Source organism: Brachybacterium sp. NBEC-018, from assembly GCF_024860185.1.
Taxonomy (GTDB): domain Bacteria; phylum Actinomycetota; class Actinomycetes; order Actinomycetales; family Dermabacteraceae; genus Brachybacterium; species Brachybacterium rhamnosum.
Genome location: NZ_CP100650.1, coordinates 361,193 through 384,749 on the forward strand (window position 1 = coordinate 361,193; position 23,557 = coordinate 384,749).

The 23,557-nt window shown below is 74.4% G+C and carries 23 protein-coding genes; 10 read left to right on the plus strand and 13 right to left on the minus strand.

Translation table 11 applies throughout. The features are described from left to right. Window positions 1–178: 178 nt before the first annotated feature. Complete coding sequence (locus tag NLU66_RS01650) at window positions 179–724, plus strand: PadR family transcriptional regulator (protein ID WP_259361220.1); 546 nt, start codon at window positions 179–181, stop codon at window positions 722–724. Further along, the gene (locus tag NLU66_RS01655; RefSeq protein ID WP_259361221.1) at window positions 721–1,701 is read left to right on the plus strand and encodes a zinc-binding dehydrogenase; all 981 of its coding nucleotides are present in this window, start codon (window positions 721–723) and stop codon (window positions 1,699–1,701) included. Before NLU66_RS01650 ends, NLU66_RS01655 begins: the two co-directional genes overlap by 4 nt. A 19-nt stretch (window positions 1,702–1,720) precedes the next feature. Here NLU66_RS01655 and denD read toward each other — a convergent pair whose 3' ends face one another. After that, window positions 1,721–2,671: a D-erythronate dehydrogenase gene (denD, locus tag NLU66_RS01660; protein ID WP_259361222.1), complete on the minus strand. Its 951-nt coding sequence runs from the start codon at window positions 2,669–2,671 to the stop codon at window positions 1,721–1,723. Window positions 2,672–2,725: 54 nt separating this feature from the next. Further along, window positions 2,726–3,418 carry a FadR/GntR family transcriptional regulator gene (locus tag NLU66_RS01665; RefSeq protein ID WP_259361223.1) on the minus strand — a complete coding sequence of 231 codons (693 nt, stop codon included), beginning with the start codon at window positions 3,416–3,418 and terminating at the stop codon, window positions 2,726–2,728. Window positions 3,419–3,560: 142 nt separating this feature from the next. Between NLU66_RS01665 and NLU66_RS01670 the strand changes: the two genes are divergently transcribed. Genes NLU66_RS01670 through NLU66_RS01680 form a run of 3 tightly spaced genes read left to right on the plus strand, consistent with a single transcriptional unit; the run spans window position 3,561 to window position 7,294 of the window. Next, window positions 3,561–4,961 carry a gluconate:H+ symporter gene (locus NLU66_RS01670; RefSeq protein ID WP_259361224.1) on the plus strand — a complete coding sequence of 467 codons (1,401 nt, stop codon included), beginning with the start codon at window positions 3,561–3,563 and terminating at the stop codon, window positions 4,959–4,961. A 46-nt stretch (window positions 4,962–5,007) separates the two neighbouring features. Continuing rightward, window positions 5,008–6,402 (plus strand): four-carbon acid sugar kinase family protein, encoded by a 1,395-nt coding sequence (locus NLU66_RS01675; RefSeq protein WP_259361225.1) that lies wholly within the window; start codon window positions 5,008–5,010, stop codon window positions 6,400–6,402. Beyond that, a complete protein-coding gene (locus NLU66_RS01680; protein ID WP_259361226.1) occupies window positions 6,395–7,294 on the plus strand; it encodes an NAD(P)-dependent oxidoreductase in 900 nt (299 codons plus the stop codon). The genes NLU66_RS01675 and NLU66_RS01680 overlap by 8 nt, the downstream gene beginning before the upstream one ends. Window positions 7,295–7,331: 37 nt before the next feature. On the opposite strand, the gene NLU66_RS01685 is transcribed toward NLU66_RS01680, so the two are convergent. The 6 genes from NLU66_RS01685 to NLU66_RS01710 form a co-directional block, all read right to left on the minus strand. Next, a complete protein-coding gene (locus tag NLU66_RS01685; protein ID WP_259361227.1) occupies window positions 7,332–8,123 on the minus strand; it encodes a class II glutamine amidotransferase in 792 nt (263 codons plus the stop codon). A 23-nt stretch (window positions 8,124–8,146) separates the two neighbouring features. After that, complete coding sequence (locus NLU66_RS01690) at window positions 8,147–8,974, minus strand: amino acid ABC transporter permease (RefSeq protein WP_137769206.1); 828 nt, start codon at window positions 8,972–8,974, stop codon at window positions 8,147–8,149. After that, entirely contained in the window at window positions 8,971–9,663 is a 693-nt protein-coding gene (locus tag NLU66_RS01695) for an amino acid ABC transporter permease (protein WP_137769207.1), read from the minus strand. Before NLU66_RS01695 ends, NLU66_RS01690 begins: the two co-directional genes overlap by 4 nt. A 10-nt stretch (window positions 9,664–9,673) precedes the next feature. Beyond that, entirely contained in the window at window positions 9,674–10,651 is a 978-nt protein-coding gene (locus NLU66_RS01700) for a glutamate ABC transporter substrate-binding protein (protein ID WP_259361228.1), read from the minus strand. A 34-nt stretch (window positions 10,652–10,685) separates the two neighbouring features. Then, a complete protein-coding gene (locus tag NLU66_RS01705; RefSeq protein ID WP_323374436.1) occupies window positions 10,686–11,516 on the minus strand; it encodes an amino acid ABC transporter ATP-binding protein in 831 nt (276 codons plus the stop codon). Window positions 11,517–11,747: 231 nt separating this feature from the next. Next, window positions 11,748–12,548, minus strand: a complete 801-nt coding sequence (locus NLU66_RS01710) for a hydroxymethylpyrimidine/phosphomethylpyrimidine kinase (protein WP_259361229.1) — start codon at window positions 12,546–12,548, stop codon at window positions 11,748–11,750. 240 nt (window positions 12,549–12,788) lie between these two features. Here NLU66_RS01710 and NLU66_RS01715 point away from each other — a divergent pair, with 240 nt between their 5' ends. Both NLU66_RS01715 and NLU66_RS01720 read left to right on the plus strand, forming a co-directional pair. Further along, window positions 12,789–13,343 carry a GtrA family protein gene (locus NLU66_RS01715; protein WP_259361230.1) on the plus strand — a complete coding sequence of 185 codons (555 nt, stop codon included), beginning with the start codon at window positions 12,789–12,791 and terminating at the stop codon, window positions 13,341–13,343. Between the two features lie 36 nt (window positions 13,344–13,379). Beyond that, entirely contained in the window at window positions 13,380–14,621 is a 1,242-nt protein-coding gene (locus NLU66_RS01720) for an aminotransferase class I/II-fold pyridoxal phosphate-dependent enzyme (protein ID WP_259361231.1), read from the plus strand. Window positions 14,622–14,701: 80 nt separating this feature from the next. On the opposite strand, the gene NLU66_RS01725 is transcribed toward NLU66_RS01720, so the two are convergent. From NLU66_RS01725 to NLU66_RS01745, 5 genes are all read right to left on the minus strand, one after another. After that, the gene (locus NLU66_RS01725) at window positions 14,702–15,736 is read right to left on the minus strand and encodes a hypothetical protein (RefSeq protein ID WP_259361232.1); all 1,035 of its coding nucleotides are present in this window, start codon (window positions 15,734–15,736) and stop codon (window positions 14,702–14,704) included. A gap of 196 nt (window positions 15,737–15,932) precedes the next feature. After that, window positions 15,933–18,092, minus strand: a complete 2,160-nt coding sequence (locus tag NLU66_RS01730; RefSeq protein ID WP_259361233.1) for a 3-hydroxyacyl-CoA dehydrogenase NAD-binding domain-containing protein — start codon at window positions 18,090–18,092, stop codon at window positions 15,933–15,935. A 133-nt stretch (window positions 18,093–18,225) separates the two neighbouring features. Next, window positions 18,226–18,951, minus strand: coding sequence for a hypothetical protein (locus NLU66_RS01735; RefSeq protein WP_259361234.1), 726 nt, complete (start codon window positions 18,949–18,951; stop codon window positions 18,226–18,228). Window positions 18,952–19,057: 106 nt separating this feature from the next. Further along, window positions 19,058–19,885: a hypothetical protein gene (locus NLU66_RS01740; RefSeq protein ID WP_259361235.1), complete on the minus strand. Its 828-nt coding sequence runs from the start codon at window positions 19,883–19,885 to the stop codon at window positions 19,058–19,060. Between the two features lie 171 nt (window positions 19,886–20,056). After that, window positions 20,057–21,484 (minus strand): hypothetical protein, encoded by a 1,428-nt coding sequence (locus tag NLU66_RS01745; protein WP_259361236.1) that lies wholly within the window; start codon window positions 21,482–21,484, stop codon window positions 20,057–20,059. A 275-nt stretch (window positions 21,485–21,759) separates the two neighbouring features. Here NLU66_RS01745 and NLU66_RS01750 point away from each other — a divergent pair, with 275 nt between their 5' ends. From NLU66_RS01750 to NLU66_RS01760, 3 genes are all read left to right on the plus strand, one after another. Further along, the gene (locus NLU66_RS01750) at window positions 21,760–22,146 is read left to right on the plus strand and encodes an ArsR/SmtB family transcription factor (RefSeq protein WP_259361237.1); all 387 of its coding nucleotides are present in this window, start codon (window positions 21,760–21,762) and stop codon (window positions 22,144–22,146) included. Window positions 22,147–22,151: 5 nt separating this feature from the next. Then, complete coding sequence (locus NLU66_RS01755) at window positions 22,152–22,634, plus strand: SRPBCC family protein (RefSeq protein WP_259361238.1); 483 nt, start codon at window positions 22,152–22,154, stop codon at window positions 22,632–22,634. 189 nt (window positions 22,635–22,823) lie between these two features. Next, window positions 22,824–23,555 carry a GNAT family N-acetyltransferase gene (locus NLU66_RS01760; protein WP_416232190.1) on the plus strand — a complete coding sequence of 244 codons (732 nt, stop codon included), beginning with the start codon at window positions 22,824–22,826 and terminating at the stop codon, window positions 23,553–23,555. The last annotated feature ends 2 nt before the right edge of the window (window positions 23,556–23,557 follow it).

A 23,557-nucleotide genomic window follows, 5' to 3' on the forward strand; every position in this document is an offset into this window, starting at 1 on the left:
CCTCCCGTGCGGGGTGCGTCAGTCAGGGCGTCGTACAGGTGTTCGAGGGACGTGCGCGGCCGACACTACTGCATCACCGCCCTCGTGGCAGGACGTGGCCGGCGGTTCTTCCCGGCCTCGAGAAAAATACATCGAAACGATGTACCTCGCAACGAGGTATCTGCGGTACGGTCCTCTCGTGATCGAGCTGATGATCCTCGGCCTCCTGGCCGACGGCCCCCTGCACGGCTACGCGCTGCGCCGCCGCATGGAGCAGCTGCACGGCCACGCCCGCGCCGTGAGCGACGGCGCGCTCTACCCCGCGCTCCGCCGGCTCCGCGAGGCCGGCGCGATCACGGAGACCGTCGACGAGCGGCCCCGCATCGCCGCGGCCGAGCGCCGCACCCTCGCCCTCACCGACGCCGGCCGCGAGCGCCTCGAGGAGATCCTGCGCGGGGCCGACGGCGCCCTCGTGAGCGACCAGTCCCGCTTCTTCGTCGTCCTCGCCTTCCTCTCCCACCTCCCCGACCCCGACGGGCGCACGGCCGTGCTGCGCCGCCGGCTCGCCTTCCTCGAGGGCGGCAGGAGCTTCTTCGTCGACGCCGAGGACCGCCCCCTGCGCTCCGCCCAGCTCGAGGACCCCTACCGCCGCGGCATGCTCCGCATCGCCCGGGACGTGCGCGCCACCGAGGTCGCCTGGCTGCGCGAGCAGATCGAGGACGCCCCCACCGAGGAGACGACATGACCATCATGCGCGCGATCGTCCTGGACGCCCCGGGACCGCCCGAGGCGCTGCGCCTGCGCACCCTGCCCGTCCCCTCCCCCGGTCCCGGTCAGGTGCGGATCCGGGTGCGGGCCGCCGGCATGAACCGCTCCGAGCTCCACACCCGGATCGGACTCGCCGAGGGCGTCACGCTCCCCCGGGTGCTCGGCATCGAGGCGACCGGCGAGGTCGACCTCGACCCCGCGGGCGAGCTGGCCCCGGGGACGACGGTCGTGACGATGATGGGCGGGATGGGCCGCACGTTCGACGGCGGCTACGCCGAGTTCGCCTGCGTACCCCGCGAGCAGGTGATCCCGGTGCGCAGCACGCTGCCGTGGGAGCAGCTCGGCGCGATCCCCGAGATGCTGCAGACGGCGTACGGCGCGCTCACCCTCGGCATGGACGTCGGCCCCGGGGACACGGTGCTGATCCGCGGCGGGACCTCCGCCGTCGGGCTCGCCGCGGCGGTCGTCGCGCGGCGTCTCGGCGCGAGCCGGGTGCTCGCCACGACCCGCAGCGCCGAGCGGGCGGAGGCCCTGCGCGCGGTCGGGGTCGACGAGGTCGTCGTGGACGACGGCCATATCGCCGGGCGCTTGCGGGAGCTCGTCCCCCGCGGCGTGGACTCCGCGCTCGAGCTCGTGGGCGCCCCGACCCTGCGCGACACCCTCGAGTGCGTGCGCGAGCGCGGGACCGGCTGCTTCACGGGCATGCTCTCGAACCGGTGGATCCTCGAGGACTTCTACCCGATCGGCTTCCTGCCGCGCGGGGTGCGCCTGAGCGCCTACGGCGGCGAGGCCTCCGACCTCCCCGCGAGCGTGCTCCAGGACTACGTGGACGACGTCGCCGCGGGCCGGGCCGCGCTGCCGCTGTGGCGGGCGTTCCCGCTCGAGGAGGCGCCGCGCGCGCATGCGCTCATGGAGTCCGGCGAGGCGCTCGGGAAGATGGTGCTGCTGCCCTGACCCGCCGGGCCGGGCCGGATCAGCGCAGGTGGTCCTCCACGAACTCGGCGACGAGGTCGTCGAAGGACGCGTCCTGCCCGAAGCCGAGGGCGAGGGCGCGCTCGACGTCGAAGGCGCCGGGCCAGGAGCCGACGATCTCCTCGACCGCCGGGTCCGGCTCGTCGGTCACGAGGGCCCGCGCCTCCGCGCCGCCCGCGCGCTCGAGGGACGCGAGCATCTCCCCCACCGTGACGGTGAGACCGGGCAGGTCGAGCACGGGCCAGTCGCCGAGGGCGCCGGGCGGCAGGGTGAGCGCGTGGACGAGGTTCGCGACGACGGTGCGCGGGCCCGCGAGCCACAGCCGCGTCGAGTGCGGGACGGGGCAGGTCGAGGGCACGCCCTGGAGCGGCTCGCGGATGATGCCGCTCGCGAAGGAGCTCGCGGCGGAGTTCGGCGCGCCGGGGCGCACGGCGATCGTGGGCAGGCGGCACACGCGGCCGTCGGCGAAGCCCTTGCGGGTGTGCTCGGCGACGAGCAGCTCACCGATCGCCTTGAAGGCGCCGTAGGTGGAGGCGGGACGGGCGGCCCAGGTGGCGGGGACGATCTCCGGCACCTCCCCGCCGAACACGGCGAGGGAGCTCGTGAACACCAGGCGCAGCGGCTGCTCCCGGAGCGCGGAGAGCGCGCGCACGCGGCCCAGCAGGGCGCGGGTGCCGTCGAGGTTGACGCGCTCGGAGAGGTCGAAGTCCTGCGCGGAGCCGCCGGAGAGCACCGCGGCGAGGTGGAGCACGGCGTCGGTCCCCTCGGGCAGGGCGTCCTCGAGGACCGCGGGGTCGGTGAGGTCGCCGACGACCGAGCGCACCCGCGGGTCCTGCACGCGGGAGGGGGCGAGGTCGAGGGAGACCACCTCGCGGGCGGTCCCTCCGGCCAGCAGGGCCTCGGTGACGAGGGTGCCGAGGAATCCGGCTCCTCCGGTGACGACGATGCGCATGGTGCTCCTTCGGACGGTGCGGTCGGTTCGGGTGTGCGGTCGGTGCTGGGCGGGTCAGTCGAGGGAGACGCCGTCGGTCGCGGCGGCCGTCTGCTCCATGTGGCCGGACATGGCGCGCTCGGCGGCGTCGGCGTCCCGGGCGGCGAGGGCGTCGAGCAGGGTGCGGTGCCAGCCGATCGCCGCGACCCGCACGGGCCGGGGCGTCGAGGTGCGCACGCGCACGCTCAGCAGGACCTCCTGCAGCGGGGCGAAGGCGCCGGTGAGATAGGGGTTCGCGGCGGCGTCGACGATCACCTCGTGGAAGGCGACGTCGGCCCGGGCGGTGCGCTCGGCGTCGCCGTCGACCTCCGCCTCCATGATCTCGATCTGGCGGCGCAGGCTCTCGAGGTGCGCCTCGGTGATGCGGGGCGCGGCGAGGCGCGCGATGCCGACCTCGAGCACGCGGCGCGCGTCCATGAGCTCGGCGACGACGGCCGCGGTGTCCCCCGTGAGGCGGGCGCGGACGGCGAGCACGGCGGGGTCGAGCACGGACCAGCGCTCGGGCGGGGCGATGCGGCCGCGCCGGCCCTGCTGCACGTCGAGCACGCCTGCGGCGGCGAGGGTGCTCACGGCCTCGCGCACGGTGAGGCGGGAGACGCCGCAGCGCTCGGCGAGGTGCGCCTCGGAGGGCAGCGGGTCGCCGACGACGAGCTCTCCCGCGGCGATGGCCTCGAGGATCTCGCCCCGGGCGCGGTCCGGTGCCTTCATCGCCGCTCCTCCCCGTGGGTCCGCTCGATCGCCGTGCTCGTCCGGGCCGGTCGCGTTGACAGCATCCCGGCTCACCCCTAACTTATCTGATATCTGACAGGTCCGCGGGAAGCGGCCTGCCCCCGATGTCGATGAGGATGTCATGTCACCCACCGTGCTGGTCCTGCTGGGCCTCGCCTCCGTCGCCGCGATCCTGGTCCTGATCATCAGGGCGCGCGCCCACCCGTTCATCGCCCTGCTGCTGGTCTCCGTGGCGCTCGCGCTCGTCGCGGGCGTCCCGCTCGGCGACGTGGTCCCGCTGCTCCAGGAGGGCATGGGCAAGACCCTCGGCTCGGTCGCCCTGATCGTCACGCTCGGCGCCATGCTCGGCAAGATCGTCGAGCTCTCCGGCGGCGCCGAGGTCCTCGCCCGAGCCCTGCTGCGCGCCTTCGGCGAGCGCCGCGCCCCCTGGGCCCTCGGCGCCGCGTCCTTCCTCTTCGGCATCCCCGTCTTCGTCGACGTCGCCACGATCGTGCTCGTGCCGATCGTGCTCGCCGTCGCGCGCCGCCTCCCCGGCCGCGTCAACATGCTCACCTACGCCCTGCCCACCGTCATGGCCCTGCTGACGGTGCACGTCGTGCTGCCGCCGCACCCGGGGATCGTGGGCGGCGCCGAGCTGATGGGGGCCGACGTCGGCCTCGTCCTGCTCATCGGCCTCGTCCCCGCCGTGCTCATGTGGCTGTTCGCGCAGGTGCTCAGCGGGTTCCTCGCCGGGCGCATCCACTCCGCCGTGCCCGCGGAGGGCACGCTCGCCGCCGGCACCGGGAACGACGAGGGCGCGGCGCACGACGGCGAGGGACACGACGGCGAGGGGCATGCGGGCGCCCCCGGCGTGGGCCTCGTGCTCACCGTCATCCTCGTGCCGCTGCTGCTCATCATGGCCGGCACGGTCTCCGCGCTCGTCCTGCCCGAGGGGAACCTGCTGCGGGACGTGCTGGGCCTCGTCGGTGCCTCCCCCATGGCGCTCCTCCTCGGCGTGCTGCTCGCGATCTGGACCCTGGGCCTGCGCCGCGGCTGGGGCGCCAGCCGCGTGGAGGACGTGCTCGCCGCCGCGCTGCCCGCGACCGCCGCCGTCATCCTCATCACCGGCGCGGGCGGCACCTTCGGCCACGTGCTCGCGAGCACCGGTGTGGCGGGCGCCGTCTCCGACGTGCTCGTGGGCACGGGCCTGCCGATCCTGCTGCTCGCCTGGCTGCTCGCCGCGTTCATCCGCGCCGCCCAGGGCTCCGCGACCGTCTCGACCCTCACGACCGCCCCGCTCATCGCGCCGATGACCGTCTCCGCCGGCCTCGACGCCCCGCAGATCGCGCTCGTCGCCGTGACGATCGGCGTGGGGTCGATGGCGCTCTCCCACGTCAACGACTCGCTGTTCTGGGTGTGGAGCCGCTACTTCCAGGTCCCCACCGGCGCGGCGCTGCGCTCCTACACCGTCGCGACGACCGCCACCTCGATCGTGGGGCTCGGCATCGTGGCGGCCCTGTGGCCGGTCGTCGCCCTGCTCTGACCGCGCCCGCCCCGCTCACACCGCACCCTCCGGAAGGACACCCCTCATGACCACCGACCGCCGCCTGCTCGTCCTCGACGACGACCCGACCGGCTCCCAGTGCGTGGCCGGGGTGGACGTCGTGCTCGGCCCGGACGCCGCGCTCGCCGCCGCGGCCCTCGCCGAGCCCGGCTCGACCTGCTTCGTGCTCACCAACAGCCGCGCGCTCGAGGAGGCCGAAGCCGCCGGGCTCGCCGCGGAGCTCGTGGACGGCGTGATCGCCGCGGGCGTGGACCCTGCGAGCCTGCACGTCGTCTCCCGCTCCGACTCGACCCTGCGCGGGCACGTCATCGCCGAGCCCGCCGCGATCGCCGCCGCCCTCGCCCACCACGGGCGGGAGGTCGACGGGATCCTGCTGGTCCCCGCGATGATCGAGGCCGGCCGCACCACCACCCACGGCACGCACCACGCCCTCGTCCAGGGCGAGCGGCTCCCCGTCGCGGAGACCGACTTCGCCCGCGACGCGACCTTCGGCTACACCCGCTCGGACCTCCCCGGCTTCCTCGAGGAGCGCTCCGGCGGGACCGTCCCCGCCCCGGAGGTGCTGCGCGTGGACCTCGAGGACATCCGCGGCGGCGGCGCGGACCGCGTCGAGGAGATCCTCGGCGCGGCGCGCGGGGGCCGATGGATCGCGGTCGACGCCGAGGAGTACGCCGACCTCGAGGTCGTCGCCGAGGCCGTGACCCGTCTCGAGGCGAGCGGCCGCACCCTGCTCACCCGCTGCGCCCCGAGCTTCGTGCGGCCCCTCGCCGGGCAGCGCGGCGCCCGCGTGCTCACCGCGGAGGACCTCGAGGTGCCCGCGGACCGCGCCGGCCACGGCCTCGTCGTCGTCGGCTCGCACGTGGGCCTCACGACCCGGCAGCTGGGCGTGCTGCAGGAGCGGGGCGGGCACGCGGAGGTCGAGCTCTCGGTGCCCGCGCTGCTGGACCCGCTGACCCGCGGCACGCACCTGCGCGAGGCCCTCGAGGCGGTGCGCGCGGCGCTCCGCGAGCAGGACGTCGTGCTCTCCACGAGCCGCGACCTCGTGCGCGGCGAGGACGGCGCGGATTCCCTCGCGATCGCCCGCAGCGTCTCCGACGCCGTCGTCGAGCTCGTCGCCGCGCTGCGCGGCGACCGCCCCTCCTGGGTGATCGCCAAGGGCGGCATCACCTCCCACGAGGTCGCCGCCTCGGGGCTCGGGATCCGCCGCGCGGTGGTCGCCGGGCAGTTCTTCCCCGGCCAGATCTCCCTGTTCACGCCGCGCGAGGCGCCGCCCGAGGTGCTCGGCATGCCCTACGTCGTCTTCCCCGGGAACGTGGGCGGGGACGACGCCCTCGCGGAGGTCGTCGAGCGCCTGCGCGCCGCGACGCCCGCCTCCTCCACCCCCACCAGCACCACGACCGACGGAGCACGCCATGCCTGAGCACCCCGATCACTCCCCCGCCCTCCCGCGCGTCGCCTGGATCGGGCTCGGCGCCATGGGCGCGCCGATGGCCCGCCGGCTCGGCGAGTCCGGCGTGCCCGTCACCGCCTTCGACGTGAACCCCCAGGCGGCACCCGCCCTCGCCCCCGCCGTCACCGCCGCCGCGAGCGCCCGCGAGGCCGTGGCCGGGGCAGGCGTCGTCGCCGTCATGGTCGCGACCCCCACCCAGCTCGAGGAGCTGCTCCACGGCGAGGGCGGCATCGCGGGCGCCCTCGATCCGGATGCCGTGCTGCTCGTCCTCTCGACCGTCGGCCCCGCCGCCGTCGAGGCCGCCGCCGCGGGCCTCGAAGGGCGCATCGCCGGGGTGGTCGACGCCCCCGTCTCCGGCGGCACCGCGCGCGCCGGCACCGGCGAGCTGCTCATCATGGTGGGCGGGGCCGACGCCCCCGTCGCCGCCGTGCGGCCCCTCCTGGACCTGCTCGCCGCGACCGCACCCGTCGTGGGCGGACGTGTGGGCGACGGCCAGCGCTTCAAGGCCGTCAACCAGCTGCTGTGCGGCGTGCACATCGCCGCCGCCGGCGAGGCCCTCGCCCTCGCCGACGCGATGGGCCTCGACCTCGCGCAGGTGCACGAGGTGCTCGGCGCGGGCGCCGCCGCCTCCTTCATGTTCTCCGACCGCGGCGCGCGCATGATCGCCGAGGAGGAGCCCGAGGTGCGCTCCGCCCTCGACATCTTCGTCAAGGACATGGCCCTCGTGACCGACGCGGCCCGCACCGCCGGGCAGCCCATCCCGCTCGCCGCCGCCGCGGAGCAGATCTACCAGCGCGGGAAGCAGGCGGGGCTCGGCCGGCAGGACGACTCCGCCGTGTTCCGCCTCGCCCGCGGCCGCTGAGCCGCCTGCCGCTCGGCGCCGTGCCGCGGGGCCCTGCTCAGAGCGGCGGGTGCTCGGTGACGGCGAGCGTGGTGCGGCCGATGCTCAGCGCCCCGCCCTGCGGCAGGGTCGCGAAGTCCGCCTGCTCGTAGCCGGTGGAGCTCACGAGCACCCCCTCGGTGTCCTGGCGCCAGCGCAGGTCGTAGACCTCGCGGGGCTGATCCGCGGGGGCCTGCGCCGGATCGTGCCGGGCATAGGCGATGAGCGCGTCCGGCGTGGTGAGCAGGCAGTTCAAGGACTCCGGCGGCCGGCCCGCGATCTCCTCGAGCCAGGCGGTGAGCTCCGCCGCGGCGCGCTGCACGGCGAGCGCCCAGTCCTGCGGCGTCGGACCGTCGGCCCCCGCCTCCCGCGCATGCGCGGTGATCAGCGAGAGGAACAGCTCCGAGTCCGTCGTGCCCTCGGGGCGGCGCCCGCCGCGCGCGAGGATCCGCTCCCGCAGCTCCGGGGAGAGGTCGAACTGGCCGTTGTGGCTGAAGGTCACCTCCCCCTCCACGAAGGGGTGCGTGTTCGTGAGCTCGAGGGCGAGGCCCACGCTCGCCCGGCGCAGGTGCACCGCGATCACCTCGCCGCGGGCCTCCGCGATCGCGTCCCCGTAGGCGTTCGAGGCGAGCGCCGTGTCCGTGCCCTTGCGCAGCTCCGGCGTGCGGGAGCGGTGCGGATCCGGGTACCAGGCCACGCCCCAGCCGTCCTTGTGCCGCTCCGAGAGCGCGGTGAACAGGGGCAGCTCCGCCGGCACGATCCGCTCGAGCGGGCGCGGGGTGGAGCTGACGACGCCGAGGAGTCGGCACATGGAGGGGCCCTTCCGGGGAGGTCTCAGCCCGTCGCGGCACGGCGCCGCATGCGGGCGTCGAGCAGGTGCGCGGCGCGCGTGAGCAGGATGTTCAGCACGATGTAGATCCCGGAGACCACGAGATAGGTCTGCACCAGGTAGCGGGTGATCGAGACCATCGTCTTGCCCTGGAACTGCAGCTCGTTCACGCTCACCACGTACCCGAGCGTCGAGTCCTTCAGCAGGCTCACGAGCGCGAGCACGAGGCTCGGCAGCACGAGCCGCACCGCCTGCGGCAGGATCACCGCGCTCATGGTCTGCCCCGAGGTGAGGCCGATCGCCGCCCCCGCCTCGTGCTGGCCGCGGTCCACCGCCCGGATCCCCGCCCGGAACACCTCCGCCGTCGTCGCGGAGCTCACGAGGATCATCGGGATCACGAGCATCCAGAAGCGCGGGAAGGTCACCCCGTAGGCGGGCAGGGCCAGCAGGAACGCGTAGACCACGAGCAGCATCGGGATGCCGCGGAAGAACTCGATCCACGCCGCGGCGACCGCGCTCAGCACGCGCAGCCGGGACAGCCGGCCCAGCGCGAGCAGCAGGCCGAAGGGGAAGGCGACCACGGCCGCGACCGCCGTCGCCCGCAGGGTGCCCAGCAGCCCCTCGCCGAGGAAGGCGAGGTAGTCGCGGCGCAGGTACGGCAGCCACTTGTCGGCCGCGAGCTGGCCGTTGCGGCCGAACTGCCACAGCCCCAGCCCCAGCACGGCGGCGATGGCCAGCACCGAGAGGACGGAGAGGAGACGGATCCGGGCCCGGCCGCGAGGGCCGGGCGCGTCGAAGAGCACCTGGGTGGCGCTCGCGCTGCGGGTGCTCATGCCTGCGCCGCCCCCTGGAGCCGCACGGACGGTCGCAGCCGGCCCGAGCCGCCCGGCGCGAGGCGCGCCTCGAGGCGGCGCCCGCCGTAGGCCGCGAGCAGCGACAGCGCGAGGTAGACGACGCCCGCCACGAGGAACAGCAGCACCGCCTCCGCCGAGCGGATGTTCAGCTGCTGCGTGACGTACGTGGTCTCGCCGACGGAGATCGCCGCGCACAGCGAGGAGCCGATCAGCGTGCCGATGAAGACGTTCACGAGCGGCTGGACCATCGTGCGGAACGCCTGCGGCAGCACCACGAAGCGCAGCACCCCGAAGAAGCCCAGGCCGATCGAGCGGGCCGCCTCCGCATGGCCCACGGGCACCGTGTTGATGCCCGAGCGGATGTTCTCCCCCACGAACGCGGCGCTCGAGAGGGTCAGGCCCAGCACGCCGCACCAGAAGTACGGCAGCACGAGGCCCGCGTCCGGCAGCCCGAAGGCGAGCAGGATCAGCAGGCTCAGCAGCGGGATGTTCCGGAAGATCTCGACGTACACCGTCCCCGCCCAGCGCAGCGGCGGGATCGGGCTGACCCGGCACACCGCGACCACGGTGCCCAGGACCAGCGCGAAGGCGTAGCCGAGCAGCGTCAGGGCGATCGTGGTGCCGATGCCCTGCAGCAGCAGGGGCCAGTTCTCGACGAGGATCTGCATCCGGGTCGCCTCAGGCGGGGAGGTCGCCGACGGTGGGCGGCTCGGGGGCGTCGCCCTCGATGACCTGGCCGATGGTCGCCTCGTAGAGCTTCTTCCAGGTGCCGTCGGACTCGATCGCCTCGAGGAAGGCGTTGACGAGCTCGAGGGCGTCCGCGTGCTCCTTGTTCAGCCCGATCCCGTAGGGGTCCTCGGTGAAGGGCTCCCCCACCACGGTGACGTCCGGGTCGGCCTTCGAGTTGCCGAGCAGCACGCCCTGGTCGAGCACGTAGGCGTCCACGCGCTTCTGCTTGAGCGCGGCGACGCAGGACTCGTTGTCCGCGAGGGTCTCGACGTCGCCCGGGTCCGTCACGTTGTCCTCGATCGCCTGGATGCCGGTCGAGTTGGACTGGGTGACGAGCTTCCTGCCGGTGAGGTCCGCGGGGCCGGTGATCGAGTCCTTGTCCTCGGTGCGCACCTGGATGGAGGTGCCGGAGAGGTAGTACGGGCCCGCGAAGTCGATCTTCTCGAGGCGCTCGGCGGTGATCGAGTAGGTCGCGATGACGCAGTCCACGGTGTCGTTCTGGACCATCGTCTCGCGGGTCTCGACGGTCGTGTCGATGTACTCGACCTTCTCCTCGCCGCCCTCGCCGAGGATGTAGCGCGCGAGCAGCTGGGTGATGCCGGCGTCGAAGCCGGTGACCTTGTCGGTCGACGGGTCGATGATCGAGAAGACCTGGTTGGCGGTGGTGCCGCCGCGCACGAGCTTGCCCTTCTCCTTGATCGCGCTCGCCCAGGCGCTGCCGGAGATCGCGGAGTCCTCCGCGACGGGGCCGCCGGCGATGACGGCGTCGTACTCGCCGCTCGCCGCGCCGCCGTCGCTCGCCGCCGAGCCGTCGAGGGACGGGGCGTCGGACGAGTCGGAGGAGCAGGCGGCGAGGGCGGCGACCGCGGGCACGGCGGCCGCGGCGGCGAGCAGGGAACGGCGGCCGGGACGGATCTGGCGGGTCATGAGGAGCTCCTGGGGTCGAGGGAACGGGATGGGGTCAGTGCGGGAGGATCGTGGAGAGGAAGTCCCGGGCCCGCTTCGTGCGCGGGGCGGTGAAGAACTGCTCGGGCTCGCCCTCCTCGACGATCTCGCCGCGGTCCATGAACACGACGCGGTCGCACACGTGGCGGGCGAAGCCCATCTCGTGCGTGACCACGAGCATCGTCATGCCGCGCTCGGCGAGGGAGCCCATGACGTCGAGGACCTCGTTGATCACCTCGGGGTCCAGGGCCGACGTCGGCTCGTCGAAGAGCAGCGCCTTGGGGTCCATGGCGAGCGCCCGGGCGATCGCGACGCGCTGCTGCTGCCCGCCGGAGAGCTCCGCGGGGAGGCTGTGCGCCTTGTCCGCGAGACCCACCCGCTCGAGCAGCTCGCGCGCCCGCTGCTCGGCCTCCGCCTTCGAGGCGCCGCGCACCTTGCGCGGGCCGAGCGTGATGTTGTCGATCGCGCGCAGGTGCGGGAAGAGGTTGAAGGACTGGAACACCATGCCGACGTCGGAGCGGAGCCGGGTGAGCTCGCGGCCCTCCTCCGGCAGCAGCTCGCCGTCGATGCGGATCTCGCCGGAGGTGATCGTCTCCAGGCGGTTGATGCAGCGGCACAGGGTCGACTTGCCCGAGCCCGAGGCGCCGATCACCGCGACGACCTCGCCGCGGCGCACGTCGAGGTCCACGTCGTTCAGCGCGATGAAGTCCCCGAAGTGCTTGCTCACGCCGCGCACGGAGATCAACGGCGGCTGATCGGCGGCCGGCGCGGTTGGCTCCGCGGCCTGCGCGGACGCCTCGACGGCCGGATCGGGCGTCGGATCGGGGGTGGGTCGGGAGTGATCCATGTCCCGATCCTGTGCAGATCACGGGCAGTTGTCCACTTCCATGACCGGATGGCCGGGATCCGGGACGCTTCCGTGACCTCGCCGGGACGGTGCGGCGGCGGGGCGGCGGGGGCGCCCGGACGAGCACGGGACCTCTTCGTACGGGTCACCCCCGTTCTCGAGGGGACCCGTACGAAGACGTCCCGTGGGCCCGGCGGCGGGCCGGGCCGCCGCCGGGGCGGGCCGGGCGGGTCAGGCCCGGTAGGCGCCCTGGTAGACGGCCTCGAAGGGGGCGTGGCCGCCCTGGCGGTTCTCGATCGAGCTCGTGACCACGGCCTTCGCGGCGCGCGCGGCCTCGAGCTCGCTCGCGCCCTTCGCGAGCTCCGCGGTGACGGCGGCGGCGAGGGTGCAGCCGGCGCCGGAGACCCGCTCCTCGCCGATCTTGGGGCTCGCCAGCTGGACGATCTGCTCGCCGTCGTAGAACACGTCCACCGCGTCGACGCCGGGGAGGACCACGCCGCCCTTGGCGAGGACGGTGACGTCGTAGGTGTCGTGGATGCGCTTCGCGGCCTCGGTGAGGTCCTCGACGGTCTCGATCGACTCCATACCGGAGAGGGAGAGCGTCTCGAAGTGGTTCGGGGTGACGAACGTGGCGAGCGGCAGGATCTTCTCCTTGAGCGCGTTGTCCGTGTCCAGCGCGGCACCGGGCTCCTGGCCCTTGCAGATGAGCACCGGGTCCAGGACGACGTTCGTGAAGTCGCGCTCCGCGAGGGAGGCGGCGACCGCGTCGATCGTGGCGGGCGTGCCGAGCATGCCGATCTTCACCGTGTCGATGTCGTGCACCGCGGTGGTCGCCTCGATCTGGTCGCGGATGACCTGCGGCTCGACGGGGACGAAGCGGTGGCCCCAGTCGTTCTTCGGATCGAAGGAGACGATGCAGGTGAGCGCCGCGGTGCCGAAGGTGCCGAGCTGGTGGAACGTCTTGAGGTCCGTCTGCGCGCCGGCGCCTCCGGTGGCCTCGGATCCGGCGATGGCGAGGGCGACGTGGGTCATGGTGGCCTTCCGTGAAGAGGTGGTCCCCGGCCTCCCGGGGCCGTGACGGGGCCCCTGGTCCGGGTGTCCGCGCGCTCCCAGGGAGCCGCGTGCCCGCCGGGCGTGCGGTCGTGACCGGCGCCGGCAGGACGGGGTCCCGTCGCTGCGGATCCGCCGCGCGCTCCCAGGGACGTCCGTTCCGGTCCCGTCGCAGCGGCAGGACTCCCAGGGTAGCGCCCGCCCTCCGGTACAGTGCCGTGCGTGTCGAAGCCCGGGACCCGCCAGAGCGCGCCGGCCGGGAGCAGCCAGAGCGCCCCGGCCGCGGCCCCGTCGGCCCCGGTCCCACCCTCCTCCCGCACCGCACGGCTCCGGGCGTTCCTGCTCTCCCACCTGCGGCCGTCCCTCGCGTTCCTCACCGTGGGCGGGATCGTCTTCCTGCTCGACGCCGCGATGTACAACCTGCTCGTGTTCTGGACGCCCGGCGGCGGCTGGGGCGAGGGCGTGCTGCACGCGCACCCGATCCCCGCGAAGATCCTCACGATCGCCGTCGCCTCGTGCTTCACGTACCTCGGCAACCGGCTGTGGACCTTCGGCGACCGGCCCCCACCGCACACGACCCGCTCGATCCTCGCCTTCGTGATCGTCAACGTCATCGCCGCGGGCCTGCAGCTCACGTGCCTCGGCTTCTCCCGCTACGTGCTGGGGCTCGACTCCCCGCTCGCGGACAACATCTCCGGAACGCTCATCGGCCAGGTCGTCTCGACGTCGTTCCGCTACGTCACCTACGGCCGGTTCGTCTTCCCCCGCGAGCGCTGAGGCCCGCCGCGCGGCGGCTCTGGAACACTGCCGGGCATGGACGTGAACGGACCCTGGACCCGGGCCTCGCAGGCCGCCGGACTGCTCGTGGACGGGCAGGCCCGCCCCACCGTCTTCGCGCGGATGTCCGCGCTCGCCGCCCGCACGGGCGCCGCGAACCTGGGCCAGGGCTTCCCGGACACAGACCCGCCGGAGGTCGTCGCGGAGGCCGCGGTCGCCGCGATCCGCGCCGGGCGCAACCAGTACCCGCCCGGGGCGGGCGAGGCCGTGCTGCGGGAGGCCGTCGCCGAGCACCAGCAGCGCTTCCACGGCCTCACCTGGGATCCCGCGAGCGAGGTGCTCGTGACGACGGGGGCCACCGAGGCGCTCGCCGCGACCCTGCTCGCGCTGGTCCGGCCCGGCGACGAGGTCGTGACGCTCGAGCCGTTCTACGACCAGTACGCGGCGGTGATCGCGCTCGCGGGCGGCGTGCACCGCACGATCCCCGTCTCCTCCCGCACGGACGAGCGCGGCGACCTCGTGCTCGAGGTCGAGGAGGCCGCGGTCGCCGCCGCGTTCTCCGCGCGCACGCGGCTCGTGCTCGTGAACACCCCGCACAACCCGACGGGGCTCATGCTCCCCTCCCCGGTGCTGCAGCGGCTCGTGGACGAGGCCGCGGCGGTCGACGCCGTGCTCGTGACCGACGAGGTCTACGAGCACCTCACCTACGACGGCGCCGTGCACACCCCGCTCGCCGCGCTGCCGGGCGCGCAGGACCGCACGGTCTCGATCTCCTCCGCCGGCAAGACCTTCTCGGTGACCGGCTGGAAGATCGGCTGGGTGACGGCGCGGCCGGCGCTGCTCACGGCGATCACCGGCGCGAAGCAATGGCTCACGTACACCTCCGGGGCGCCCTTCCAGGGGGCGGTCGCGGAGGGCCTGCGCCTGCCCGACGAGGCCTTCACCGCGATCGCGGAGGACCTCCGTGCGCGCCGTGACCTGCTCGTGGGCGGCCTGCGCGAGATCGGCTTCCGCGTCGCCGTCCCGGCCTCGGGCTATTTCGTCGTGGCCGACGCCGCCCCGCTCGGCGAGGCCGACGCCGCGGCCCTCGCGGAGCGGCTCCCGGCGGAGGCCGGGGTGGTGGGGATCCCGCTCAGCGCCTTCTACCGCGAGGGCGCGGCCGCGCAGGCGCCCGGCGGGGACGCCCGCTCCTCCCTGCGGCTCGCGTTCTGCAAGGACGTGCCGACGATCGAGCAGGCCCTCGAGCGGCTCGACGCCTGGGCGGCACCGCGCCGCTGAGCCCGGGCGCCGGACGCGCGACGGCCCGCCGTCCCCGAGGGGAGGGCGGGCCGTCGCGCTCGGCGAGATCCGAGGCGGGCTCAGCCGAGCTTGACGTACACCGGGTCGGCGGAGAAGTCCGCGAAGGACATCACCGCGACCATGCCGGAGCCGGTCTTGTCCTTCGGCACCTCGAAGACCTGGTCGAAGGTCCCGGAGTCGCCGTCCTTGAGCTCCTGGATGTACCCGTCGGAGTTCGGGCCCAGCGCGCTGGACGAGGGCAGCTCGTTGCCGTCGGAGTCCACGAAGGTCGGGTACATGGCGAGGCCGCCGATGATCGATGAGTCGCCGTGGTAGGTGACGGTCACCGGGACGGTCACGTAGACGCTGCCCTCGGCGGGCTTCTCGTTGCCGGAGTACGAGTCGAGCACCGCCTGGGTGTTGTCCCAGTTCACCTCGCCGAAGGAGATGTCCACGGTGCCGCCGGCGCCGTCGTCGAGGGTGAAGGTGTCACCGATCGCGTAGGGCTGGTCCTCGGTGCCCTTGCCATCGCCGGCGGCCTGGGTGGTCGGCGCCTCGGTGGTGGGATCCTCCGTGGTGGGATCGGTGGTCTCGGGCTCGGTGGTCGGGTCCGTGGTCTCCGGCGCGGAGGTGGTGGTGCTGGGCGGATCCGTCGGATCGTCGCCGCCGCCGCTGTTCGAGAACAGGAAGATCCCGCCGCCCACGAGGACGAGGAGCAGCGCGAGCACGGCGCAGCCGATGCACACGAACAGCGCGATCCTGCCGCCGTTGCCCTTCTTGGGCGGCTCGCCGCCCTGGGGCGCACCGCCGAAGGCCGGGGTGAAGGAGGGGTTCTGCGGGTCGCCGAAGCCGGGCGCCGGGGTGCCCTGCCCGAAGGCGGGCTGGCCGGCCCCGTTCGCCGACGGCTGGCCGTAGCCGTTCGCGGACGGCTGCCCGTACCCGCCCGCCTGGCCGTACTGGCCGGCGGCGTCGTACTGGCCGGGCTGCTGGGCGAAGTCCCCCTGACCGGCGGCCGGATCCTGCTGCCAGCTGCCCTGCTGGCCTGCGGGGTCCTGCCCGCCGAAGCCGTCGTTCGACGGCGGCTGCCCCCAAGGGTTCTGCGGTGGCTGCGACATGCTCCTGCCGGCGCCGAGGCCTCGGCGCCGTCCCCTTCCTCGTGTCATGCCTGGACGTCGGGCGTCGCCCGATCGCCACATCGTACGGGCAGGAGTCCTCCCTCACCCCGTCGGGCCGCGCCCGCACGGTCACGACATGACAACGGCCGCCGGGACCCGCGGGCCCCGGCGGCCGTGCCGCTCCTGCTCCGGTACCTCAGGAGCGGGCGAAGCGGTCCCCGTGGAAGCGGCGGCCGGCGGCGCGCCCGGAGGCGCCCACCTGATCGAGGTACGGCGTGATGCCGCCGCGATGGCGGGGGAAGCCGGCGCCGAGGATCATCCCGAGGTCGATCTGGTCGGGGCTCTCGACGACGTGCTCGTCGAGCATGAGGCCGATCTCCTCGGCGAGGCCGTGCTGGACGGCCTCGAGCAGGGCGTCGCCCACGGGCGCGTCGCCGCTCGCCCCACCGGTGCCGAAGACCTCGCCGACGGCCGCGGAGACCGGTGCGTGCACGGCGCCCTTGACCCGGTCGGTGAAGCGGCCACCGCGCTCGGCCATCTCGTGCAGGCCCGGGGAGGCATGGAACCGCTCGCCGAGCTCACCGCGCAGCACCTCCCCCACGTGGTCGGCGACCTTGAGGCCCACGAGATCGAGCAGGGTGAAGGGACGCATGGGCAGGCCCAGCGGGTCCAGGGAGGCGTCGACCTCGGCGGGATCGGCGCCCGCGTCGAGGGAGGCGAGCACGGCGCCGAGCACGCGGAACAGGAGCCGGTTGACGATGAACCCGGGGGCGTCGGCGCTGCGCACGCCGAACTTCCGCAGGCGGCGCACCACCTCGAGGCCGGTGGCGAGGGTGGTGTCGTCCGTCTGCTCGGTGTGGATCACCTCGACGAGCGGCATCTTCGCGACGGGGTTGAAGAAGTGCAGCCCCACCACGCGCTCGGGGTGCGCGAGGCCCTCCGCCATGGCGGCGACGGAGAGGGAGGAGGTGTTGGAGACGAGCAGCGCCTCCGGGGAGAGCACGCCCTCGAGCTCCTGGAACACGGAGCGCTTGATCGCCAGGACCTCGGGGACGGCCTCGAGGACGAGGTCGCAGCCGGCGAGGTCGGCGACGTCGGTCGTGACGGAGAGCCCGGCGGCGACGGCGCTCGCGGCGCTCTCGTCGAGCAGGCCGCGGGAGGCGGCCTCGGCGACGACCTCGCGGGCGTGGGCGAGGCCCTTCTCCGCGATGGCGGCGTCGAGGTCGCGCATGATGACGGGGACCTGCAGGCCCAGGGCGAGCTGCGCGGCGATCTGGGAGGCCATGAGGCCGGCGCCGGCGACGCCCACGGAGCGGATCTCGCGCGCGCCCTCGACGGGGCGGCGGCCGGGCTTGCCGTGGCGCAGGAGCTCCGCGGCGTGGATCGCGCCGGCGGCGCCGGGGGTCGCGGCGAGCTCGGCGAGGGCGGTCGCCTCGCGGGCGAGGGCGTCCTCGAGGGTCGAGCCGGGCAGCTGCTGGAGCAGGTCGAGGGCGCGGGAGACGGACGGCGCGCCCTGGGTCTCGAGGCGGGCGGCCCACTGGCGGCGGGTCTCCGCCGAGGTGTGCGGGGCGTCGAGGGCGTCGGCGAGCTCCTCCGCCTCGGGGCTCCCGGCGGCGGGCAGCGGGGCGGTGCGGCCGGCCCAGGCGGTCGTGCTCCCGGCGTCGGCGCCGTCCTCGGTCTCCTCGTCGTCGTGTGCGGCGACGATCGCGGCGAAGGTGTCGAGCGCGGCGGGGAGGTCCTCGGCGAGCTCGTCGACGAGCCCGATCTCGAGGGCCTGCGCGGCGGAGAGCTGCTTGTCGCGGGCGGGGTCCTCGAGCACCATCCGCACGGCGGTCTCGGGGCCGACGACGCTCTGGAGGAGGGTGGTGCCGCCCCAACCGGGGAGGATGCCGAGGCCGGTCTCCGGGAGGCCGATGCCGCGGGCGCCGGGGACGGCGGTGCGGACGTCGGCCATGAGGGCGACCTCGAGGCCGCCGCCGAGGGCGGCCCCGTTGAGGTGGGCGAGCACGGGGACGGGGCTGGTGCGCACGCGGACCTGGAGGGCGTGGGCGCGCTCGGTCATGGCGGGGACGCTGCCGGCGGCCTGCGCGTCGGCGAACATCGAGAGGTCGGCGCCGGCGAGGAAGACGCGGCCGGTGCCGGTGAGGGCGATCGCGCCGATCTCCCCGGCCTCCGCGCGGTCGAGCGCCGTGTCGATCGCGCCGGTCACGGCCTCGATGGACTGCGGGCCGAGGGTCGCGGGGCGACGCTCCTCGCCCTCCGGCGGGGCGAGCGTGAGGACGGCGACGGTGCCGAGGGCGGGGTGGTCGAGGTCCTCCGTCAGGACGCGGGTGACGTGCTCGGTGTAGCTGCTCATCAGGGGGTGCCTTTCGCGGACTCGTCGTCGAGGTCGTGCGCCACGGATGTGTAGTACCGCGGGTTTCACATAGATCATGCCGCGCGGCCGGGCCGCTTGTCCACCGCGGCCGCGGCTCAGCCCCTCCGTGGCCTCAGGGCAGCTCCCAGGAGAAGTCCCCCTCGCCGCTCGACGCATCGATGATCACGCCGTCCTCCTCTCCCGCCGGGACGACGAACACGGCCGTGAAGGCGACCGTCCCGCCGTCCTCCAGCGGCGGCAGCTCGCCGATCGAGCCCGGCACCACCCCGGGGGACATGTCGTCCACGTAGACGAGATCGGTCTCGGCGCCCAGCCAGAGCTCGTCGGTGAGCACGAGGCTGCCGGGCCCCTCGTAGCCGACCGTCCCCTCGACGCTCACGAGCGTGAAGCCGGGGCGCGGCAGGTCCTCGTGGCCGGGGATCGTGCCGCCGACCTCCGCGCTGTCGATGCCCACGCTCATGGTGCCGCCGTCCCAGGTGCCCCAGGCGACCGTGTGCTCGCCGACGGTCCCGGGGTGGTCGTAGCCGCCCGTGCCGTCGTCGACCACGGCGCCCGAGGAGTCGGTGACGACACCGCCCACCTCGTCGCTCCCGGAGTACGTGTCCAGGGCGAGGTCGTCACCCTGGCTCAGCCGCAGCGCGACGAGCACGGTGCCGGCGACGATGCCGAGGGCGAGCAGCAGGCCCACGACGACGGTCGCGGTGATCACCGGGAGCACCCATCCGGGCCGGCCTCCGCGGGGCGCCGAGGGCGGGGTGACGGCTCCGGGGGCCGACGGCACGGCAGGCGCGAGGGGCGGGGCGCCCTCATGCGGGGCACGGAAGGACGGCAGGCTCATGATCCGGATGCTAGGGGTGCGCACACCCGTCCACAAGTCACGGTTCGGTCACTGTGCCCGCAGGTCAGAGGGGGTTCTGCGAGGGTCCTGCGAGGGGCGGTCCGGATCAGCCCAGCGCGTAGTGCAGCGGCTCCCCGTCGTAGGGCTGGAGCACGATCCGCGCGCCGTCCATCTGGGTGGAGACGAGCACGAAGGCGCAGCGGGCGCTCGCGTGCTCGCCGTCCCGGAGCGCACCGACGGTGTCGATCGCGTCCGGCGCCATGCCGGGCAGGACGTCCGTCGCATAGCCGAGGTCGGTCTGCGCGGAGAACCACATCTCGGAGAGCGGCTGGAACTGCCCGGGGCCCTCGTAGGAGATCTCGAGGGTGACGAGCACGAGCTGGTGGCCGTCCTCGACGACGTCGGTGCCCGGTGCGTGCGGGAGCTCGGCGTCCGGGTCCACCTCGGTGGCGCGCACGTGCACGGTGCCGCCGTCCCAGGTGGGCCAGCTCAGTGTGTCCTCGCCGACGGTCGCGGGATCGGAGAAGCTGCCGTCGGGGGCGGCGGCGCCGCCCGCCCGGTCGACGCTGCCGGGACGCAGCGACGGGTCGCCGGTCGCGGGCGTCGAGCGCGGGCCGGGGTCCGTGGGGGTCGCGGCCGTGGTGGGCGCCGTGCGGAGACGCTCGGCGGTGTCGAGCGCGCCGGCGACGATCACGAGGCCTGCGAGCAGCCCGACCACCAGGAGGGCGACGACGCTGACGATCGCCCAGGGCGGGAAGGGCCGGTCCCCCACCTCCGCCTCGTCGCGCTCCGGGCCGGGCGTCGGCGCGGGCGGGGCGTGCGCGTCGCGTGCCGCGTAGTCGGGCAGCGCGGTCCCGTCCTGCCCTGCGGGCTCGTCCGACGGCGACGGGACCCCGAGGGGATCGGCGTCGGTCGGCGCGGGACGCTCGGACATGGTCTCGATCCTAGGCCCGGACGCACGGCCGGCGCCGACTCGTCGTCGGCGCCGGCCGGGGCCGGATCCCGCGGTCCCCCGACCGCGCCCCCTGATCCGTCCCCTTCCGCTCCCGTCCCGCACCCGGTACGGACGGAGCCCGCTCCGCCGGCCCGTGGGCCGACGGCCGTGTCAGTCCTCCGGCAGCGCCGTGAAGACGTAGGTGAGGTCCTCGTTGACCTGCGAGGTGGCGTAGTAGGTGCCGTCCGCGCCGTCGGTCCCGTCGAGGGTGCACACCGCGTGGTGGCCCTCGTCGAGCACGGTGCACTCGCTCGTGATGCCCGCGGGCAGGTCGCCGTCGGCGGCCTGGCTGAGCATCACCGCGTTGATCGAGGCGTCCTCGAGGTCCTCCGCGGTGGCCTCCGAGGCGGAGGGCGCGTCGGCCCAGGACAGCGAGATCTCGGCGCCCTTGGCGACCGGGAGCTTCTGCGCCGCGTCCGGGTCCTCGAGGACGAGCAGCGCCCGACCGAAGGGGGTCCGCACGAGGCGCACCGTGGACTTGTCCTTCTCCCCCGTGTCCGGGTTCGTGGACGTGCAGTGGGAGGCGCGGCCGTCGAGCACGGCCTTCCCGGTGCAGACGGCGTCATAGCCGCCGAAGTACTCACCGCCGGCGATGGACCTCGCACTGACCGAGGTCACGGCGCGGTCCTGGTAGAGGTGCTCGAGGCCGACGCCGCCGCCCTCGTTCCCCACCCGGCTCATGGAGACGGTGCCGGCCCAGCTCGAGGGGAGCGTGACGCCGGAGCCGTCCGCGTCGAGCGCGGTGACCACGTAGCCCGGCCCGCCGTCGATCGCGGTCTGCTGGGTGAGGTAGTAGGTGCCGTCGCCGCCGCCGGAGCCGGTGATCGTGCAGGTGCCGTGGGCGCCGCCGTCCAGGACGGTGCAGCCTGCGGCGAGATCCTCCGGCAGGTCGCCGTCGGAGTTCGAGCCCATCATCACGGCGTTGATGACGGTGTTCTCGAGGTCGGAGGCGGTGACCTCCGCGGTCGAGGGGGCGTCGGCGCCCCAGTACCCGATCTGCACGTCCTCGGGCACCGTCGCCCGGGGGGCGTCCTGGTCGTCGGCGGCGACGATCAGGGCGCGGCCGGCGAAGGGCGTCGCCACGAGCCGAACGGTCGCCCGGAGCGGCTCGCCCGAGTCGTGGTCGGTGAAGGTGCAGCGGGAGGCGCGGCCGTCGAGCACGGCCTTCCCGGAGCACACGGCGTCGGAGCCGGCGAAGAACTCCTGGCCGGCGATCCTCGAGGCGCTCATCGTGCTCGCCCCGCGGCTCGCGCCGTAGAGGTAGTTCACGGCGACGTAGGAGTAGGAGCTGCCGATCTCGCTCGCGGAGATCGTGCCGTCCCACGAGTCGGGGACGTCCACGGCGGGAGCGGCGGCGTCGCCCGTGCCCCCGGCGACGTCCCCCGTCCCGGCGGTGACGTCGGCGGGAGCGGCCGCGGCGCCGACCCCGCCGGCGAGCCCGGCGGCCGTCCCGCCCCCGGCGGCGAGGATGCCGACGGCGGCGAGGGCGAGGATCCTGGTGCGGCGACCGCCTGCTCTGCGGCTGATGGTGTGATGCATGGCTGTTCCCCCTGGATCGGGATCCGTGGCCGACGGCCGGGACCCGCGGTGCGCCCGCCGAGCGGCGGGCACGAAAGAACTTTACGAAGTCTTGAACATCTTTGCCAGTCTCTTTACAAGATCGTCACATCTCTGACGCGCGTCCATCAGTACAGGTCATGCGGCACTTTCTCTGACACCATCCGGCTCGCGCAGCGCTGCCGACCCGTCACCGAGCAGATCTCCTCGACCCGCACCCTTCCCATCGACAACCACATGGTTGTAGCTTTCGGGGCATGCTCGAGACCAGCCCGGACCGCGCCGACGCGTGGTTCCATGCCCTCGCCGACCGCACCCGCCGCGACATCCTGCGCCGGGTCATGGACGGCGAGCAGTCGGTCTCGGCGCTCGCCCGGAACTACGCCATGAGCACCACCGCCGTGCAGAAGCACGTCGGCGTGCTCGAACGGGCCGGCCTCATCACCCGACGCCGCCGCGGCAGGGAGACCCTCGCCCGCGCCGACGCCGAGGAGCTGAGATCGGCCGCCCAGCTGATCACCGAGCTCGAGCAGCACTGGCGCGAGCGGGTGGACCGGATCGACGCGCTCCTGGCCGCCGATCCCGCCCCCCGCCGCGCCTCCGCGACAGTCGACTCGCAGCCCGGACCCCTCCAGGAGGACTGACCGCCATGCCCGTCACCGACATCAGCCACGACCTCGACACCTTCACCCTCACCTTCACCGCGCGCTTCGCCGCCCCCGTCGAGCGCGTCTGGCAGGTCTACGCCGACCCGCGCCAGCTCGAGAAGGTGTGGGGCCCGCCCGAGTACCCCGCGACCGTCGTCGACCACTCCCTCACCCCCGGCGGCCGCGTCACCTACTTCATGACCGGCCCCGAGGGCGAGAAGTTCTACGGCTACTGGGAGGTGCTCGAGGTCGAGGAGCCCCGGTACTTCCGCTATCGCGACGGCTTCGCCGACGAGGACTTCACCCCGAGCACCGAGCTCCCCGTCTCCGACTCCACGACCACCCTCACCGCGGTGGACGGCGGCACCGAGGCCGTCTTCGTCACGACCTACGCGGACCGCGAGGGCCTGCAGACGGTCCTGGACATGGGCGTCGAGGAGGGCTCGCGCTCCGCGATCGACCAGATCGACGCGCTCGTCGCCTGAGCGCCACCCGACGAGCGGGGACCCGGGGCCGACGGCTCCCGGGCCCCCGCCCGTCGCCATCCCCGGACACCTGCGGTCAGGGTTCGTCACATCCCGCCCCGCGCGCGTGACCGCATGCGCGGGACGGGCCTACGGTGAGCTCCTCGCACCACCGCGCAGAGAGGGCGATCCGTGGCCACGATCGAGAACATCGCGCAGCAGCCGCAGCAGCAGGACCCGTCGCCGGGCGGCGCCCCGTACGCCGGGGAGAGCGTGCTGGACCGCCCCGCCTGGTCCGCGCTCACCGGCGCCCATGCGCACCTCGCGATCGGCAACGAACTCGTCAAGCACTACCCCGCGGACGTCTCCCCCTTCGTCGGGGTCCGCGACTGGGAGGACCCGGGCGTCTGGGACGCGATCCTCGACGTCTTCGGGCACGACGCCGTCGTCGGCGTCTCCCACGCCGATCCCGTCATCCCCGAGGGCTGGACCTGGGAGTACCGCGCGCCCGGCGTGCAGCTCGTGCAGACCGACACCCTCGCCCCGCGCCCCTTCGCCGAGGCGGAGGAGCTGGGCCCCGCGGACGCCGAGGAGATGATCGCCCTCGTCGAGCGCACCAAGCCCGGTCCCTTCCTCCCCCGCACCGTGGAGATGGGCCGCTACGTGGGCGTGCGCCGCGAGGGCCGCCTCGTCGCGATGGCCGGCGAGCGCCTCCACCCCGACGGCTGGACCGAGATCAGCGCCGTGTGCGTGGACCCCTCCCAGCGCCGGCAGGGCCTCGCCTCCGCGCTCGTGCTCGACGTCGCCCACGCCGTCCAGCAGCGCGGCGACCGGGCGCTGCTGCACGCGAGCGCCTCCAACACCGGGGCGATCGCCGCCTACGAGAAGCTCGGCTTCGCGCTGCGGCGCACGCTCGTCTTCGGCGGCGTGCGCACGCCCTGAGC

Coding starts and splice junctions, on each gene's coding strand:
- NLU66_RS01655 (WP_259361221.1), top strand. CDS start 721: ATGACCATCATGCGCGCGATCGTCCTGGACGCCCCGGGACCGCCCGAG.
- denD (WP_259361222.1), bottom strand. CDS start 2,671: ATGCGCATCGTCGTCACCGGAGGAGCCGGATTCCTCGGCACCCTCGTC.
- NLU66_RS01665 (WP_259361223.1), bottom strand. CDS start 3,418: ATGAAGGCACCGGACCGCGCCCGGGGCGAGATCCTCGAGGCCATCGCC.
- NLU66_RS01670 (WP_259361224.1), top strand. CDS start 3,561: ATGTCACCCACCGTGCTGGTCCTGCTGGGCCTCGCCTCCGTCGCCGCG.
- NLU66_RS01675 (WP_259361225.1), top strand. CDS start 5,008: ATGACCACCGACCGCCGCCTGCTCGTCCTCGACGACGACCCGACCGGC.
- NLU66_RS01680 (WP_259361226.1), top strand. CDS start 6,395: ATGCCTGAGCACCCCGATCACTCCCCCGCCCTCCCGCGCGTCGCCTGG.
- NLU66_RS01685 (WP_259361227.1), bottom strand. CDS start 8,123: ATGTGCCGACTCCTCGGCGTCGTCAGCTCCACCCCGCGCCCGCTCGAG.
- NLU66_RS01690 (WP_137769206.1), bottom strand. CDS start 8,974: ATGAGCACCCGCAGCGCGAGCGCCACCCAGGTGCTCTTCGACGCGCCC.
- NLU66_RS01695 (WP_137769207.1), bottom strand. CDS start 9,663: ATGCAGATCCTCGTCGAGAACTGGCCCCTGCTGCTGCAGGGCATCGGC.
- NLU66_RS01700 (WP_259361228.1), bottom strand. CDS start 10,651: ATGACCCGCCAGATCCGTCCCGGCCGCCGTTCCCTGCTCGCCGCCGCG.
- NLU66_RS01705 (WP_323374436.1), bottom strand. CDS start 11,516: ATGGATCACTCCCGACCCACCCCCGATCCGACGCCCGATCCGGCCGTC.
- NLU66_RS01710 (WP_259361229.1), bottom strand. CDS start 12,548: ATGACCCACGTCGCCCTCGCCATCGCCGGATCCGAGGCCACCGGAGGC.
- NLU66_RS01720 (WP_259361231.1), top strand. CDS start 13,380: ATGGACGTGAACGGACCCTGGACCCGGGCCTCGCAGGCCGCCGGACTG.
- NLU66_RS01725 (WP_259361232.1), bottom strand. CDS start 15,736: ATGTCGCAGCCACCGCAGAACCCTTGGGGGCAGCCGCCGTCGAACGAC.
- NLU66_RS01730 (WP_259361233.1), bottom strand. CDS start 18,092: ATGAGCAGCTACACCGAGCACGTCACCCGCGTCCTGACGGAGGACCTC.
- NLU66_RS01735 (WP_259361234.1), bottom strand. CDS start 18,951: ATGAGCCTGCCGTCCTTCCGTGCCCCGCATGAGGGCGCCCCGCCCCTC.
- NLU66_RS01740 (WP_259361235.1), bottom strand. CDS start 19,885: ATGTCCGAGCGTCCCGCGCCGACCGACGCCGATCCCCTCGGGGTCCCG.
- NLU66_RS01745 (WP_259361236.1), bottom strand. CDS start 21,484: ATGCATCACACCATCAGCCGCAGAGCAGGCGGTCGCCGCACCAGGATC.
- NLU66_RS01750 (WP_259361237.1), top strand. CDS start 21,760: ATGCTCGAGACCAGCCCGGACCGCGCCGACGCGTGGTTCCATGCCCTC.
- NLU66_RS01755 (WP_259361238.1), top strand. CDS start 22,152: ATGCCCGTCACCGACATCAGCCACGACCTCGACACCTTCACCCTCACC.